Raw genomic sequence first — 15,326 nt, forward strand, 5'->3', positions numbered from 1 at the left:
CCGTCGAGGCCAGACCACCCGCCGCGAAGGTCCGACTGAAGGAGCGGAGATGACATCCCGACAGAACAAGGCCCTGCGTGACCGCCTGACCGGCGCGGTCTGCCTGGTCACCGGAGGCGCCCAAGGCATCGGTCGGGCCGTGGCACGCCTCCTGGCCGCACACGGCGCGATCGTCCACGTCTGTGACATATCGAGGAGCGACATCGAGGCCGTTCGCTCCACGGCATCGCCCGGATCCTTCCACGTCGAGCAGGTGGACGTCACCGACCGGCAAGCCCTGGAGGGGTGGATATCCGCCGTGCACAGCCGCCACGGGCGGGTTGACGTGCTGGTGAACAACGCGGCGTACAGCCGCTGGGTCGACGACGCCGACATGAGCGATGACGACATCGAACGCACCATGCGGACCAGCTTCGACGCCATGGTCCACGCGACCCGCGCGGTGGTCCCGCTGATGCTTGCCGGCGGAGGCGGGCACGTCATCACGATGGGATCGCTGGCAGGGAACGTCTACGTCCGCGGTCCGGCTGCGGCATATGCCGCAGCCAAGGCGGCAGCGGAGGCGTACAGCCAGATACTGCGTCTGGAACTCGCCCGTACCCCCGTCGAAGTGACGCTGGTTCGCCCCGGAGCGGTGGCTGGTACGGATTTCTTCCGTCATGTGTCCTCCCGCAGGATGTCGCGGCTCAGTGACCTCTTCCCGGCGGCGACACCGGAGCAGGTCGCACGGGGTATCGCCAGGTCCCTGGTTCGACCACGTCCGGTGGTGAACGTTCCCGCCTACGTGCCGTACGTCGCGGCCTTTCACGCGCTCGCACCGGAAGGCTGAGGCGACTCGCCGAGCTCAGCGGTGAGTCCAGGCGTGACTATTCGACGGCGAGGGGCCGGCGCGTCGGGAGAGGGGGAGTCTGATGAAAATCGCGCTACTGGACATGGACGGCACCCTCACGCCCCACGCGCTGGGGATGGCCATGCTCGGCTCCGAAGGCGCCACGAAGCTCGTGAACCCCGCGGTGATGAAGGACCTCGGACGCCTTTACCAGGACGCCCAAACGTCCGTCGTGGGAATGTACTCGCTCTACGAAAAATACGCTCAGGCGCTGGCCGGCCGGCCCGAGTCGGTGATGCAGGAGCTGGCTGAGGAGGTGTGGCAGCGCGAGAAGGGGTCCATGTACCCTCACGCGAAGCCGCTGATCGACACACTCCACCTGGCCGGATATCACACGCTTCTCGTCTCCGGGAGTCCGGACGAGATCGTGCGTCTGGTCGCCCGGGACCTCGGTGTCCATGCCGGGTGCGGAACTCGACTCGTCCGCACCGAGGGCCAGTACACCGGCCGCCTCGAACTGGCTCCTGCGCTGCCGGGAGGAAAGAAGGCGGTACTGGAGGAGGTGGTTCAGCCCGGGGCGGTGGACTGGAACGTCGCGTACGCGCTGGGAAACTCCTGGCCGGACATCGAGGTCCTGAACCGGGCCGGATTGTCGCTGCTGTTCGAGCCGGACCCCTACATCCGTGAGGCCGCTCGGTGGTTCGGAATACGTCAGGCGACTCGTCGAACCGTGTTGGAGCAGACGCGCGAGCTGCTGTCGGGGTCACTGGCCGGGGCAGCGTGCGACGACGGGGGGCAGGAGCGATGACGGGCCGACGAGAGAAGGCCCGGATCGCGATCGTCGGCGCCGGGGTCTCCGGGATCTGCCTCGCGGTCAAGCTCAAGCAAGCCGGAATCGATGACTTCGTCGTGTACGACAGGGCGGAGGCCGTGGGGGGAGTGTGGCGGGAGAACGTCTATCCAGGCGTTTCATGTGACGTTCCGAGCCGGATCTACTCCTTCTCTTTCGCACCGAACCCCGAATGGGATTCATATTTCGCCCGAGGAGATGAGATCCTCTCCTACCTCAACAAGGTGGTGGAGGAGTACGGAATCGGCCCTCATCTCAGACTCGGCGAAGAGGTCGCAGAGGCCAGGTACACCTCAGGCGAATGGATGGTGCGGACGTCCCGGGGGGTGGAGTCGCGTTGGGACTTCCTGGTGTGTGCGACAGGGCTACTCGTCCAGCCGGCCCTGCCGGAGTTGGAGGGCAAGAGCGCCTATCGGGGGGCCATGATGCACTCCGCTCAGTGGGAGAGCGGAGTGGAAACGCGGGGGAAGCGTGTCGCCATCATCGGCACGGGGGCCACGGGAACGCAGATGACTTGTGCACTCGCCGCAGAGACCGAGCACCTCTATCTGTTTCAGCGCACCGCGCAGTGGGTCTTCCCGAAGCCCGCGCTACGGTACTCCACGTTCGCGAAGAGACTCCATCGCGTGGTGCCGGGCTTCAGCCGGCTCGCAGATCGCTTCTGGCGGGTGGTCTTCCAGGGCACCGTCAGTGCGGCAGTGGTCAGGCCGGGGTGGCAGCGAAGACTGATCGCGGGGGTCTGTCGAGTTTCTCTCAGGCGGGTCCGGTCCACAGAGTTGCGGCGACTTCTCACGCCTCCCGACAACCCCATGTGCAAGCGACTGGTGGCAGCTTCGGGATTCTACCGAGCCGTACAGCGGGACAACGTCACGGTAATCGGCGAGGGGATTGGGAGGATCACGGAACGGGGGATACTCACCTGTGACGGTGTAGAGAGGGAAGCGGACGTCATCGTTTTCGCCACGGGGTTTCGCACAGATGCCTTCATGCGTTCGATGAAAATAATGGGAAAATCCGGAAGAACGCTTGAAGACTTCTGGTCCAACGGCCCCAAGGCGTATCAGACGGTCGCGCTTCCGGGCTTCCCGAATTTCTTCATGCTCGTGGGCCCGAACAGCCCGTTCTCCAGCGAGTCGGTCATGCGCATCGCCGAGACGCAGTCGGATTACGTCCTTCGCTGGATCGAACTCTTCAGATCCGGTGCCGTTGCGGAGATGTCCCCGACCCAGGAAGCCTCCGATGAATTCAACGAACTCCTGCGGAGCGGCATGCCCGGTACGGCCTTCTCGTCCGGGTGTACATCGTGGTACCACGATCCTCAGGGGAATCTGATGGTCTGGCCCTGGACGGTGAGAGCGCATCACGAAATGCTGTCACGGATCCAGCCTTCGCACTTCGACATCCGATAACACGGCGAATCAGCCAGGTCCTGGCCAGGAAGCGAGAGTGGCTTATGGATTCAAAACCTTCCCTGCTTTTCGTTCATGGACTGGGCGCCGACGGGACGTATTGGGACAAGGTCCGTAGGGTCCTTCCCCGGTACGAGTCGTACGCCTACGACCAACGTGGACACGGGCAAACGCCCTTGGGGGAAGAGGAGCTGACGCTCGATCGGCTCGCGGGGGATCTCGGTGCGGTCGTCCGGAGTGCCCGCCTGACCGGCCCTGTGGTTCTCGTCGGGCACTCGGCCGGAGGTGCCGCCGTCCTCAAGCTCGCCGCTCTCGAACCGACGCTGTTCGGATCGGATTCTGAGATCGTCGGCGTCGTCTTGGTCAGCGCGTCCCGTCTCGATCTCCGCTGCTCGGTGAGCGGGAGTCCAGGACGCTTCCTGGAACGGGCTCTTCGCTCTCTGCCTCGCGTCGCCGTGAAGGCGGAGCGCGGCGGACACGTCGGCCGACTGGTGGCGCGCGGCGCGATGAAGGCGATAGGGGTGATCAGTGCCCGGCGGTGGCCCCTCTATGGTGCCGACGCCTCCAGGGGGGCTCGACGCGAGTTCTCGACCATGCTGTCGAGCACTTCGCCGTACACGCTGAGCGTCATGCTCGGACTGCTCTCCCAATTCTCGCTACCGGATCTCACCGCCATGAGGAGGGTTCCGGTCCTGATAGCAGCCGGGGGGCGTGACAGGATCGCTTCGCGTCGATACATGAGGCAACTCTCCGAAGAGCTCCCGTCCGCCAGGTTGTCCATGATCCCTCGCGCCGGCCACCTCCTGCCCCTCGAATGCCCGGAAAAACTGAGCGGAGAGATCCAGAAGTTCTTGGACACGCTTCACGAGGAGAGGAAATGATACGGCTCCCGGTGCGGAACCAGGCAGGGAACGGACGCTTGGGAAAACGGGTGCGTGACCGGGAGGCGACCTGTCGTGCATAGGATCGTTTCCGGCACGGTAGCGATGGACGAGGCCGTGCACGCACTGCGGCGAAGCGCCCCTTCCTGGGCCGCCACTCCGATCACGGAACGCATCGCCCTGCTCGAACGACTCGTACCGAGGATCCTCGACGTGGCCTCGGACATGGTCACCGCGGCCGCCCGCGCGAAGGGCTACGCTCCGGACTCCCCGTGGGCGGCCGAGGACTGGGCGGGCGGCCCCTGGGCCCTGCTCCAGGGCGTCAACGCCCGTCTTGAGGTGCTGCGTCGTGTGGCAACGGGAAGGGACCCGGTGGAGTCCCACGCGGTGCGCATCCGTGACGGACGCCTCGCGGTCGACGTCTTCCCCGCCACGGGGTGGGACCGCGTCCTCCTCAACGGATACCGTGCCGAGGTGCGGATGCAGGAGGGCGCCACGCCCGAGAGCGTCCTGGCCGCTGCGGCGGAGGAATACCGTGGCGGTGCGAGCCCGCCTGGCGTCGCACTGGTGCTCGGAGGCGGCAACGTCGCCTCCATCACCCCGCTCGACGTCCTCCACAAGCTCTACGCCGACGGTCAGGTCGTCGTGGCGAAGACCCACCCGGTCAACGCCTACCTCCGTCCCCACCTCGACTGGGTGTTCGGCGAGTTCGTCAGGCGCGACTGGCTGCGGTTCGTCGACGGGGGCGAGGCGGAGGGCGCGTACCTCACCGCACACCCGAGCGTGGACTCCCTGCACGTGACGGGGAGCGACCGCACTCACGACGCCATAGTGTGGGGCACCGACGCTCTGGCCGAGCGGCGGCGCCGCGAAGACGCTCCCTTGGTCACCAAGCCTTTCACCAGCGAACTGGGCGGAGTCAGCCCCGTCATCGTCCTCCCCGGGGACTGGAGCGACAGGGACTTCCGTTTCCAGGCCGAGCACATCGTGACCAGCAAGATGAACAACTCGGGCCACAACTGCGTCGCCAGTCAGGTGCTCGTCCTGCCGGCCGGCTGGACCGGATCCCGGCGACTGCTGGACGAGATCCGCCTTCTCGCGCGTGCGCTTCCGCCACGCGCCGGCTACTACCCCGGCACCGAGAACCGGTCGGCCGAAGTCCTGGCCCGCCACCCGGAGGCCGAGATCCTCGGCACCACGGGCCTCGTCCTGGTGCCGGAACTGCACGACCACGACGATCCGCTCATCACGACCGAGGTCTTCGCCGGCGCCCTGGGCGTGGTCAGGCTTCGCAGCGACGGTCCGCACGAGTTCCTCCGCCGCGCGGTCGACTTCGCCAACGACGTCCTGCCCGGGACGCTGGGCGCCACGGTGCTCGTCCACCCACGGACGGAGAAGGCGGCACCCTCCGCCGTTCGGGACGCCATCGCCGCACTGCGCTACGGGACCGTGGGCGTCAACTGCTGGCCAGGGGTGGGGTTCCTCCTCGGCTACACGCCCTGGGGCGCCTACCCCGGCCACACCCGCCGGGCAGTCGGCAGCGGCACCGGATTCGTGCACAACGCCTTCATGCTGGGAGAGGTCGAGAAGACCGTGCTCCGCGCACCCTTCGCACCGGCGCCACGGGGCCTCTTCGTCGGTTCTCCGTCGCTCTCACCACGCCCGCCGTACTTCGCCACGAGTCGCACCGGGCGCGCGACCCTGGAACGACTCACCCACTTCGTCGCCGCACCGCAGGCCAGGCGCTTGCCGGCGCTCACCTTCTCCGCGCTCAGGAGCTGACGCGAGACCGGGCGCTTCCTCGCCCTCACCAGCAGCGCCCGCACCCTCATCCGCCACCGCGGACTCACCACGTCAGACGACCTCCCCCCACGGCCGTACCCGACTGCCACGACACGCAAGGAGCACCGAACGATGACCAGCCAGCAGCTGCAGAACCCCGCGCACGGGTACAACGAGAGTTCGATCGGCCATCAGGTGCACAGCGAGCTCGAGAGGCTTCGCCGTCTGGAAGACTCGTGGGACCCCGAGACGATCAGCCTGCTCTCCGACTGCGGGATACGGCCGAACTGGCGCAGTCTGGAGCTGGGGGCGGGCGCCGGGTCGATCGCGTACTGGCTCGCCGGAACGAGCCCCGAGGGGCACACCACCGCCGTCGACCTGGACACCCGCTTCCTCGACCGGAGCGCCTTCCCACACCTCACGATCAGCGAACGGGACGTCGTCGAGTGCGACTTCGCTCCGCGGTCCTTCGACCTGATCCACACCCGTGCGCTGTTGGTTCACCTCCGCGAGCGGGAGGAGGTCTATCGGCGGGCCGCTCGGTGGCTCGCTCCCGGTGGATGGCTCGTGACCGAGGAGCCCGTGATCATCGATGACCGGGAATCACCCTACCCGGAGTTCAGCAAGATGACCCGAGCCGTCAGTACCCTCTGGGGTCAGCACGGCGCGGACCTGCGGTGGGCCAGGTCCCTGCCCGGTCTGGCCCTGCGGAACGGCCTGACCGACCTGTCCGTCTCCACCCGCACGCTGCAGTGCGGGCAGGGGGGCTCGGGTGACCGCCACTGGACGTTCATGATCAACCAAATGCGCGCTCCGCTGATCTCCGCAGGACTCCTCACGCAGGAGGAGTGGCAGGCGGGCATCGACTGCTTCGACGATCCGGCCTTCCTCGACGTCAGTCTGGTCATGATCTCCGTCCGGGCGCGTCGCCCGGCCTGACGGCGTGCCACGCGAGGCCGCCGACGTCGGTGGGGACGCGCGTCGACGTGTGGAGCGTGGTGCGAGCGGGTCGTGAGCCGTGCGGCCTGGTGAGGGACCGGCGGACCCGGGTGGGTCGGGCGCGCTGCACGGCCTCACCCAGGAAGGCACCTGCAACCGCGTGACGCTGACCGCCCTGCGGACGGTGGAGCGGCGAGGGGTCCCGGCAAGCGGGAACAGGCACGGGCTCCGCGTGATCGCGGCGTTCTCCACGCTCAGTGATCACACGGAGGCCCGTGCCCGTGGGGCCGGTTCGCGGCTCTCCTGCCGACACCGCACGTGCGCGGATCTTCCGCGCCCCGAGGGCGAGCGTCCGCACCGGCGTGGACCGCGCCGGACCGTCCGGAGCGCTGCGCAGGTGGCGGCCCTGCTGGTCGAAGTCGTCGAGGAACCCGACCTCACCGGTCCTGACGGGCCGTCACCGCCTTCCGCATGGCCGAGCGCGCGCCGCCCTCCCGCGGAAGGCCGGCCCTGAGGCGGGCCACGAGGATCCCCCGACCGATGCACGCGGAGGCCGTGAGATACCCTGCCGGGGTATGTGGCCCGGGAGGAAGGTAGCCATGGGATTGTTCGCGCTGCGAGATTTCCGCCGTCTGTTCAGTGCGCAGATCATCGCGTTGTTCGGCACGGGGCTGGCCACCGTCGCACTGGGACTGCTCGCCTACGAGCTCGCGGGCCCGAGCGCCGGCGCGGTCCTCGCCACCGCTTTGACGATCAAGATGGTCATGTACGTCGTCATCGCGCCGCTGGCTGCGGCCTATGTGGATCGTCTACCGAGGCGGAAGCTCCTCACCGCTCTCGACGTGGTCCGGGCCGTGGTGGTGATCGCGCTGCCGTTCGTCACGGAGGTCTGGCAGATCTACGTGCTGATCGGCGTCCTCCAGGCGGCGTCCGCCGCGTTCACCCCCACCTTCCAGGCGGTGATTCCCGACATCGTCACCGATGAGGCGGACTTCACCCGGGCGCTGTCGGCCTCTCAGGTCGCCTACACCATGGAGAGCCTGCTGAGCCCGGTCCTCGCGGCGGTGGCGCTGTCCTTCATGAGCTTCAACTGGCTCTTCGTCGGCACGTCCATCGGGTTCGCCGTCTCCGCCCTGTTCGTGCTCTCCACACGGATCCCCGACGCCCGGCCCAGCGAGCACACCCGGGCGTGGGACCGCGTCGCTTCGGGGATCCGGACCTTCGTCACCACCCCGAGGCTGCGCGGCATCATCGCGCTGAACCTGGTGGTCGCCGCCGCGGGCTCGATCGTCGTGGTCAACACCGTGAACTACGTCCGCGACGAACTCGACGGAACCCAAACGGACGTCGCCTGGATGCTCGCCGCCTCCGGGGGCGGCACCCTGCTGGTCGCGCTCCTGCTGCCCCGTGTCCTCGACCGCGTCCGTGAACGCACGGTGATGACGACCGGCGCCGCGGTCCTGCTGACGGGCGTCGCCGCCGCCGTCACGATGAGCGCGGCCGGCTTCACCACGTGGCCGGGGACGGCGGCCGTCTGGGCCGTCATCGGGGGCGGAATGGCGCTGATCGTCACACCGACCGGGCGGGTGCTGCGCCGTTCGGCCGAGCCGAACAGACTGCCCGGGGTCTTCGCCGCCCAGTTCTCGCTGTCCCATCTGGCGTGGCTGGTCACCTACCCCGTCGCCGGCTGGATCGCCACGGAATCGGGGTTCACGCTCACCTGGACGATCCTCGCCGTCCTTGCCGCGCTGGGAGCCGTCGCCGCACTGGCGCTCTGGCCGCGCGAGGAACTGGCCCAGGCCGCCGGAACCCTCGGTGACCCCGCCGTCCGGGAGGAGACCGAGGCGGCACAGGGCACGCTCGCCGTCTGCCAGTGCACCTGCGTCCAGACGGTGTGAAGCCGGAGGGGCCTTGCCTCGTGTTCCCGCGTGCCGGAGGCGCCGGAACGGACGCGGCGCATCCGCCGTCTCCCCCCGCGGACCCCGACAACTGCCCTGAGATCCCAGCCCTCACCACGGCGCGGCAACGGTGACGGCCGGGGGCGATCCGCGTACGGCCCACTGTTCGCCCGGCTTGATCGACAATGGAGGGGTCGGCGCGGGAAGGGCCGGTACCCGGACGGAGCGGAGGGGTCGAGTGGCATCGTCAGTACCAGAACTCTACGGGCGGATCGCGGAGCGTTTCGGGGAGTTGATCCGTGATTGCCCACGAGAGGGTTGGGAGGCCGCGTCTCCGTGCCCTGGATGGACGGCGTGGGACGTGGTGGCCCACGTGGTGACGAATCACCGGCGGGCCGTCGCCGGACTGGAGGGGTCGGACTACTCCGGGCCCGGCCGGGGCGAGGGCCTGTCTCGGGCATGGGAGGCGGCATCCGCGGAGGTCAAGGCCGCCCTGAGGGATCCGGTGAAGGCGCACGCCCGCCTCGGAGAGCAGTTCGGCTCCCTCCCGTTCGAGGAATTCGTGAGGCGGATGGCGTGCGCCGACACCTTGATCCACGGGTGGGACCTGGCCCGGGCGACGGGTCAGGACGAGGTGCTGGACTCCGAAGCGGTGGCCGTGGCGACGGAGATCCTGTTGCCGGAGGACGGGGACATCCGGATGCCGAGGGCGTTCGGCGCCAAGGTCCCCTCGGCCGTCGACGCGGACGCCCAGACCAGGTTGTTGAACTTCCTGGGTCGGCGGGTGTGACAGGGGCCCTCGGGGGTGGCCGACCACCCCCGTGGGTCGTTCCCCGGTGTTCGGCAGCCGGGCGCATGACCACGGGCGAGCACCGCACCGAGGGGTTCCGGGTGCTGTCCCCCCACCGCATGCGGGGGTCCGCTCCATGTCCTGCCCCGACCCGGCCGAAGCGTGATCAACACATGCCCTCTCCGGTAAAAAGCGTTCCACCGCTCTGGTCCTCGGAACCGCGCGGGGCGGGGCCGTGGTGGCGGTCGAGGACGATACCCGGATGAGCGATCTACCTCGCGTACTTCGCCACGGCCTGGAACAGGATGTACGGGCTCTACGGCGCGCCCGCCGAGGCGTTCCGCGCCCCCTACGACCAGAAGGTCGAGAGGCTCTTCGACGGCCACCACACCGCCTCCGACATCCTGCGTGAACTCCCGGCGAGCTCGAAGGAACTGTTCACCGCGGAATTCCTCGACCTGGTCCGCAGGCCCACCGGTGTGCTGAAGGCCAGGCTGCGCCCGCTGGACACCACCTGCGACTGGCGCCCCGGGGTGCCCGTGCGGATCTTCCACGGCAACCGGGACGAGGACGTCCCGCCGAGCCACGCCCAGCACTGTTTTGACCAGTTGACGGAGAACGGGGCGCGGCACGCGGTCGTCGGTGTGGGCGCCCACGACCACAACGCCTCGGTGCGGGAGGCCCTGCCCCGGGTCGTCGACTTCTTCGAAGACCCTTCCCGGGTCGGTCAGCGCCCGGCCGGCGGCTCGCCGACGGCGGAGCACACACGGACGAAGGCATCCGAGCTCTCGTGGTGACCGGAATGCCGCGTGGGAGGAATCCGCGAGTGAGGTCAGGAGGGATGAGGCGAGCAAGGCGGCCTCGTCGGGGCCGACGCGGTGCCGTGGAGCGGAGTCCGTGACGGGGCGATCGCTGAAGAGGCAGACCGGGGCGTCCCTCTGCCCGGCCTGCGGACGGCTGGGGTTGCCGACAGAGGAAGCCGTCCAGGCGAGGGAGGGTTCCCTCCGTTGCGCGAAGAGGCATTTCGTGGCCTCTTCCGCGGGTCCGTACCGTCGGATCCATGGAATGGAACCTTTCGACGGCGGAACGGCTCGTCACCGCCTTACGCGCCGGGGAAGTGACCTCGGCGGAACTGACCGAGGGGGCGATCGCCCGCATCGAGCGGGACGACACGGCGATCAACGCGATCTGCGTGCCGGACTTCGACCGGGCGCGGGACGCCGCGCGCCGTGCCGACCGGGCACGTGCCCGTGGCGAGGACCGGCCGCTGCTGGGCGTTCCGGTGACGGTGAAGGAGTCCTACGACGTCGCCGGGCTGCCCACGACCTGGGGCATGCCGCTGTACCGGGACTACCTGCCGGCCGAGGACGCGGTGCAGGTGTCGCGGCTCAAGGCCGCGGGCGCGGTGGTGCTCGGGAAGACCAACGTGCCCCTGGGACTACAGGACTTGCAGAGCTTCAACGAGATCTACGGCACCACCAACAATCCGTGGGACCACCGTCGTACGCCGGGCGGCTCCTCCGGCGGCTCGGCGGCGGCGCTGGCGTCCGGATTCGGTGCCCTGTCCATCGGCTCCGACCTCGCCGGGTCCTTGCGCACCCCCGCGCACTTCTGCGGCGTCTACGCGCACAAGCCCACGCTCGGGCTGGCGGCGAGCCGCGGCATGGTCCCGCCGCCGGGGCCGGCCCTGCCGGTCGAGTACGACCTCGCCGTCGTCGGACCGATGGCGCGCACCGCTCGCGACCTGACGCTCCTGCTCGACGTCATGGCCGGACCGGACCCGCTGACGCTCGGTGTGGCGCACGAGGTGAGGCTGCCGGCCGCGCGCCACGAACGGCTCCGCGACTTCCGGGTCCTGGTCCTCGACGAGCATCCGCTCATCGCGACCGGGTCCGCGGTGCGGGCGGGCGTGGGCCGGGTGGCCGACGCACTCGTCGACGGCGGGGCCCGCGTCGAACGGGACAGCCCGCTGCTGCCCGATCTGGCCGAAGCCGCGGTGCTCTACATGACGTTCCTGTTCTCGGGCTCCGTTGCCCGTTTTCCCGTCGAAGCGTACGAGCGACTACAGGCCCGGGCCGCAGCACTGAGCCGGGACGACGAGAGCCTCGACGCGGCGCGGCTGCGCGGCATGGTGCTCGGACACCGCGACCGGATCGGGGCGAACGGCCTTCGCGAGCTCCACCGCCATGGCTGGCGGCAGGTCTTCGCCGAGTTCGACGTCGTGGTGTGCCCCGTCACGCCCACTCCCGCGTACCCGCACGACCACGACCCCGACCTGCTGAAGCGTCGGATCGACATCGACGGCGTCGAGTACCCCTACTTCGACCAACTCGTCTGGGCCGGTCTGGCCACCTTGCCCGGTCTGCCCGCCACCGCCGTCCCGGCGGGCCGGTCGCCCGAGGGCCTGCCGGTGGGCGTGCAGCTCATCGGTCCGATGTTCGAGGACCGCACGCCGTTGAGGCTGGCCGAGCTGCTGGAGCAGAGGATCGGCGGCTTCCAGGCGCCGGAGTAGCGCGTACGGTCTGGTCGGCCGTATCCGCGGGGCCCGACCGGCCCCGCGGATAGGGTCGTTGGCATGACGCGCCCCCCCCACGCCCCTGTCGGACGAGTTGTTCGACTACCTGTGCGCCCACGGGACCCGCCCGACCCCGTGCAGTCGCGACTGATCGCCGAGACCGCCGCCCTCGGGCACGAGGCCCGACGTACCGGCACGTCGCCCCGCGGGAGTCGGGGGCGGGCTCACCCCGGCGGCGCTCCGTCCTCCGGCTCCCGGTCCCGGGCACCGCCCAACCGGGAGACGAGCTCGCGTTTGAGGACCTTGCCGCTGGGGCCGAGGGGGAAGGCGTCGACGAACTCCACCAGCCGCGGGTACTTGTACGGGGCCATCCGTGCCCGGCTCCACGCCACGATCTCGGCGCCGAGGCCCGAGCCGGGCGTGGCGCCGGGCGAGGTCCGCACCACCGCGCACACCTCCTCGCCGTGGACGGCGTGCGGCAGTCCGACGACGGCGACCTGGGCGATCGCCGGATGGCGGGCCAACACGTCCTCCACCTCGCGCGGGTAGACGTTGTACCCGGCGCGCAGCACCACGTCCTTCTTGCGGTCGACGATGGACAGGTAGCCCTCGTCGTCCTTGACGCCGAGGTCGCCGGAGCGGAACCAGCCGTCCACGATCGCCTCGGCGGTCGCCTCCGGCCGGTTCAGGTAGCCGGCCATGACGTTGTGCCCCCGGACGACGACCTCGCCCACCTCGCCGGCGGCCAACAACTCGATGCGGTCCGCCACCTCGGCCCTGGCGATCTCGACCTCGACGCCCCAGACCGGTTTGCCCACGGTGCCCGGCTTGAGCGGCCACGCCTTCTGGTTGTAGGCCACCACCGGAGAGGTCTCGGTCAGTCCGTAGCCCTCGTAGACCGGGCAGCCGAAGGTCTCCCGGAACGCGTCGAGGAGCGCCACCGGCAGTGCGGAGCCGCCCGAGAACGCCCGGGTGAGCGGGGGCCGGCGCGGGTCGGTGCGGGCCGCGTCGAGGAGGGCCACGTACATCGTGGGAACCCCCATGAACAGGGTGCAGTCCTCCCGCACCATGAGGTCCAACGCTCCCGGTCCGTCGAACCTGGGCATGAGCACCAGGGTCGCCCCCGCCCGGAAGCAGGTGTTCATCCCGCAGATCTGGCCGAAGGTGTGGAACAGCGGCAGACAGCCGAGCAGGGCGTCGTCCGCCGTGACCTCGAACGGGGAGAGCATGGTGGTGTCGACGTTCATCACCACGTTGAGGTGGGTGAGCAGTGCGCCCTTGGGGCGGCCGGTGGTGCCGGAGGTGTAGAGGACGACGGCGATGTCGTCCGGGGCGCGCAGCACGTGGCGGTCGATCGGGGTGCTCCGGGCGGCGAGCGCGTCCAGGCGCGGCGCCCGGGGGTCCTCCTCGTCCGCCATGACGGTGAGCAGGGGGGTCCGGGTCGCCGCTGCGGCTGCGCCGCCCTCGGTGAGCAGGGGGGCGGCGCAGATCAGCGCCGTGGCGCCGGAGTCGTCGAGGACGTAGGCGATCTCGTCGGCCCGGAGCAGGGCGTGGACGGGGACCGCTACGGCGCCGAGGGCGAGCACGCCGAAGTAGGCCAGGGGGAAGTGCGGGGTGTTGGGCAGGAGCAGCGCCACCTTGTCGTCCGGACCGATGCCCCGCTCGCGCAGTGCCGCCGCGTAGCGCCGTGCTCCGTCCCACAGTTCGCGGTAGGTGATCCGGCGCGCGGCGAACACGACCGCCGGGTGGTCGGGTCGTCGCAGTGCCGACTCGGCGAGCACGGCCGCCACCGAGAGCACGCGGCGCTCACCCGCCCGCTTCCGCGGCCAGCCGGGTCTTGTCCGGCTTGCCGACGCCGGTGAGGGGCAGCGAGGTGCGGATGCGGATCTCGGCCGGGACGTGCTTGGGGGAGATGGCCGTGCGGACGTGGTCCGCGAGTTCGGCGACGGTGACGGTGCCTCCCTGGTGCAGCACCACGGCGGCGTGCATGTACTCGATCCGGTCCGCGTCCCGGACGCAGAACACGCACGCCTGTGCGACCTCGGGGTGGGCCAGGAAGGCGTTCTCGACCGTCACCGCGTGGATCTTGATGCCGTTGGTCTTCATCACCTCGCCGATCCGGCCGCGCAGGTGGAGGTACCCGTCACCGTCGATGAAGCCGAGGTCGCCGGTGTGCACCCAGCCGTCCCGCACGGTCCGGGCGGTGAGTTCGGGTTCCCCCACGTACGCGCGCATCGTGAACGGCGACTGCACGCAGACCTCGCCGATCTCGCCGTCCGGCAGGTCGTGGTGGTCGTCCTGGTCGCGGATCCGGACCCAGCCGGGCATCGGCCGTCCGACCGTGATCCGCAGCGGGGGGTCGAGGTGCTCGGCCGGCGCGAGCATGCTGACCAGACCGGCCTCGCTGGTGGCATAGACCTGGGTGAGGACCTGGCCGAAGAGCTTGACGGCATCGGCCAAGCGCTCCGGGGAGGCGGGGGACCCCACGTAGGTGACCATCTGGAGGGACGACAGGTCGGTCGAGCCCACGTCGGGATGGTCCATGAGCAGGTACAGCTGGGGAGGCGAGACCAACAGCCGGGTGATGCGCTGCCGTTCCACGGCCCGCAGCACGTCACCGGGGTCGAAGCCGTCCTGGAGCACCACCGAACCGCCGGAGGCGAGCGAGTCGTCGGTGGTGGCGCCGCTGGAGTGGCTCAGCGGCAGGGTGGCCAGGTAGACCGACCGCCAACGCATCTTGAGCCCGGCGGAGATGAAGCCGTTGCGGGCGCGGAAGTCGACGGCGATGCCCTTGGGCTGACCGGTCGTACCGCTGGTGTACGTCACCACCGCCGGACGGTCGAGGTCGATCTCGACGCCGGCTGGGTCGAACGCATCGGCGTCGCCGGTCGTCAGGTCGAGGACGTCGGGGCCGAGATCGCCGAGGCCGACGAGGGCGGGGGGAGCCGACAGCCGGTCGCGGAGTTCCCTGGCGGCGGCGAGGTTCTCCGCGTCGACGGCCAGGTGCGTCGCGCCCGTCTGCCGGAGGATCCTGAGCTTGGCCTCGGCGGCGATGTGGTCGCCGGGATCCACCGCGTTGGTGGTGTGCAGGTGGACCACCGTGGCCCCGATCAGGTTCGCGGCGTACCGCAGGATCAGGGTCGGGGCGGTGTTGGTGACGGTGAGGATCGCGACCACGCTGCCGGTGGTCGTCCCCTCGGTGCGCTGTCGCAGGGCCTGAGCCGCGGACCGGACCCGAGCCGTCAATTCAGCTGCGGTCAGGGTCTTCCCGTGCCACGACAGCACCACCTTCTCCGGTTCGGCGGAGATCACCTCGAGAATCGTGCTGACATACGTTTCGTTCGGCGGCATGCAGAACTCCCGTTGTGCCGTTACGAGGAATTTTCGGGAGCATACAACACGGTAGGTGGATGTGCCAGGAGTCGGGATTCTT

At 69.6% G+C, this 15,326-nt stretch carries 12 protein-coding genes; 10 read left to right on the forward strand and 2 right to left on the reverse strand.

The window, feature by feature from the left end:
• The first annotated feature begins 49 nt into the window (after positions 1–49).
• From ACSMX9_RS28435 to ACSMX9_RS28480, 10 genes are all read left to right on the forward strand, one after another.
• Positions 50–829 carry an SDR family NAD(P)-dependent oxidoreductase gene (locus tag ACSMX9_RS28435; protein WP_445398297.1) on the forward strand — a complete coding sequence of 260 codons (780 nt, stop codon included), beginning with the start codon at positions 50–52 and terminating at the stop codon, positions 827–829.
• 82 nt (positions 830–911) lie between these two features.
• Positions 912–1,637: an HAD family hydrolase gene (locus tag ACSMX9_RS28440; RefSeq protein ID WP_445398300.1), complete on the forward strand. Its 726-nt coding sequence runs from the start codon at positions 912–914 to the stop codon at positions 1,635–1,637.
• A complete protein-coding gene (locus tag ACSMX9_RS28445; RefSeq protein ID WP_445398302.1) occupies positions 1,634–3,088 on the forward strand; it encodes a flavin-containing monooxygenase in 1,455 nt (484 codons plus the stop codon). The genes ACSMX9_RS28440 and ACSMX9_RS28445 overlap by 4 nt, the downstream gene beginning before the upstream one ends.
• Positions 3,089–3,132: 44 nt before the next feature.
• The gene (locus tag ACSMX9_RS28450) at positions 3,133–3,969 is read left to right on the forward strand and encodes an alpha/beta fold hydrolase (protein ID WP_445398304.1); all 837 of its coding nucleotides are present in this window, start codon (positions 3,133–3,135) and stop codon (positions 3,967–3,969) included.
• A gap of 75 nt (positions 3,970–4,044) precedes the next feature.
• Positions 4,045–5,751: an aldehyde dehydrogenase family protein gene (locus tag ACSMX9_RS28455; RefSeq protein WP_445398306.1), complete on the forward strand. Its 1,707-nt coding sequence runs from the start codon at positions 4,045–4,047 to the stop codon at positions 5,749–5,751.
• A 132-nt stretch (positions 5,752–5,883) separates the two neighbouring features.
• Positions 5,884–6,690: a class I SAM-dependent methyltransferase gene (locus ACSMX9_RS28460; protein ID WP_445398308.1), complete on the forward strand. Its 807-nt coding sequence runs from the start codon at positions 5,884–5,886 to the stop codon at positions 6,688–6,690.
• Between the two features lie 599 nt (positions 6,691–7,289).
• Positions 7,290–8,588, forward strand: a complete 1,299-nt coding sequence (locus ACSMX9_RS28465; RefSeq protein WP_445398310.1) for an MFS transporter — start codon at positions 7,290–7,292, stop codon at positions 8,586–8,588.
• Between the two features lie 238 nt (positions 8,589–8,826).
• Entirely contained in the window at positions 8,827–9,378 is a 552-nt protein-coding gene (locus ACSMX9_RS28470; RefSeq protein WP_445398312.1) for a TIGR03086 family metal-binding protein, read from the forward strand.
• A gap of 305 nt (positions 9,379–9,683) precedes the next feature.
• Positions 9,684–10,175: an alpha/beta hydrolase family protein gene (locus tag ACSMX9_RS28475; RefSeq protein WP_445398314.1), complete on the forward strand. Its 492-nt coding sequence runs from the start codon at positions 9,684–9,686 to the stop codon at positions 10,173–10,175.
• Positions 10,176–10,438: 263 nt separating this feature from the next.
• Positions 10,439–11,890 carry an amidase gene (locus ACSMX9_RS28480; RefSeq protein WP_445398316.1) on the forward strand — a complete coding sequence of 484 codons (1,452 nt, stop codon included), beginning with the start codon at positions 10,439–10,441 and terminating at the stop codon, positions 11,888–11,890.
• A 227-nt stretch (positions 11,891–12,117) separates the two neighbouring features.
• Here ACSMX9_RS28480 and ACSMX9_RS28485 read toward each other — a convergent pair whose 3' ends face one another.
• The gene (locus ACSMX9_RS28485; protein WP_445398318.1) at positions 12,118–13,692 is read right to left on the reverse strand and encodes a long-chain-fatty-acid--CoA ligase; all 1,575 of its coding nucleotides are present in this window, start codon (positions 13,690–13,692) and stop codon (positions 12,118–12,120) included.
• Between the two features lie 7 nt (positions 13,693–13,699).
• On the reverse strand, positions 13,700–15,244 hold the full coding sequence (locus ACSMX9_RS28490; RefSeq protein ID WP_445398320.1) for an AMP-binding protein: 1,545 nt from the start codon (positions 15,242–15,244) through the stop codon (positions 13,700–13,702).
• Positions 15,245–15,326 lie beyond the last annotated feature (82 nt).

Source organism: Streptomyces sp. LE64, from assembly GCF_052606915.1.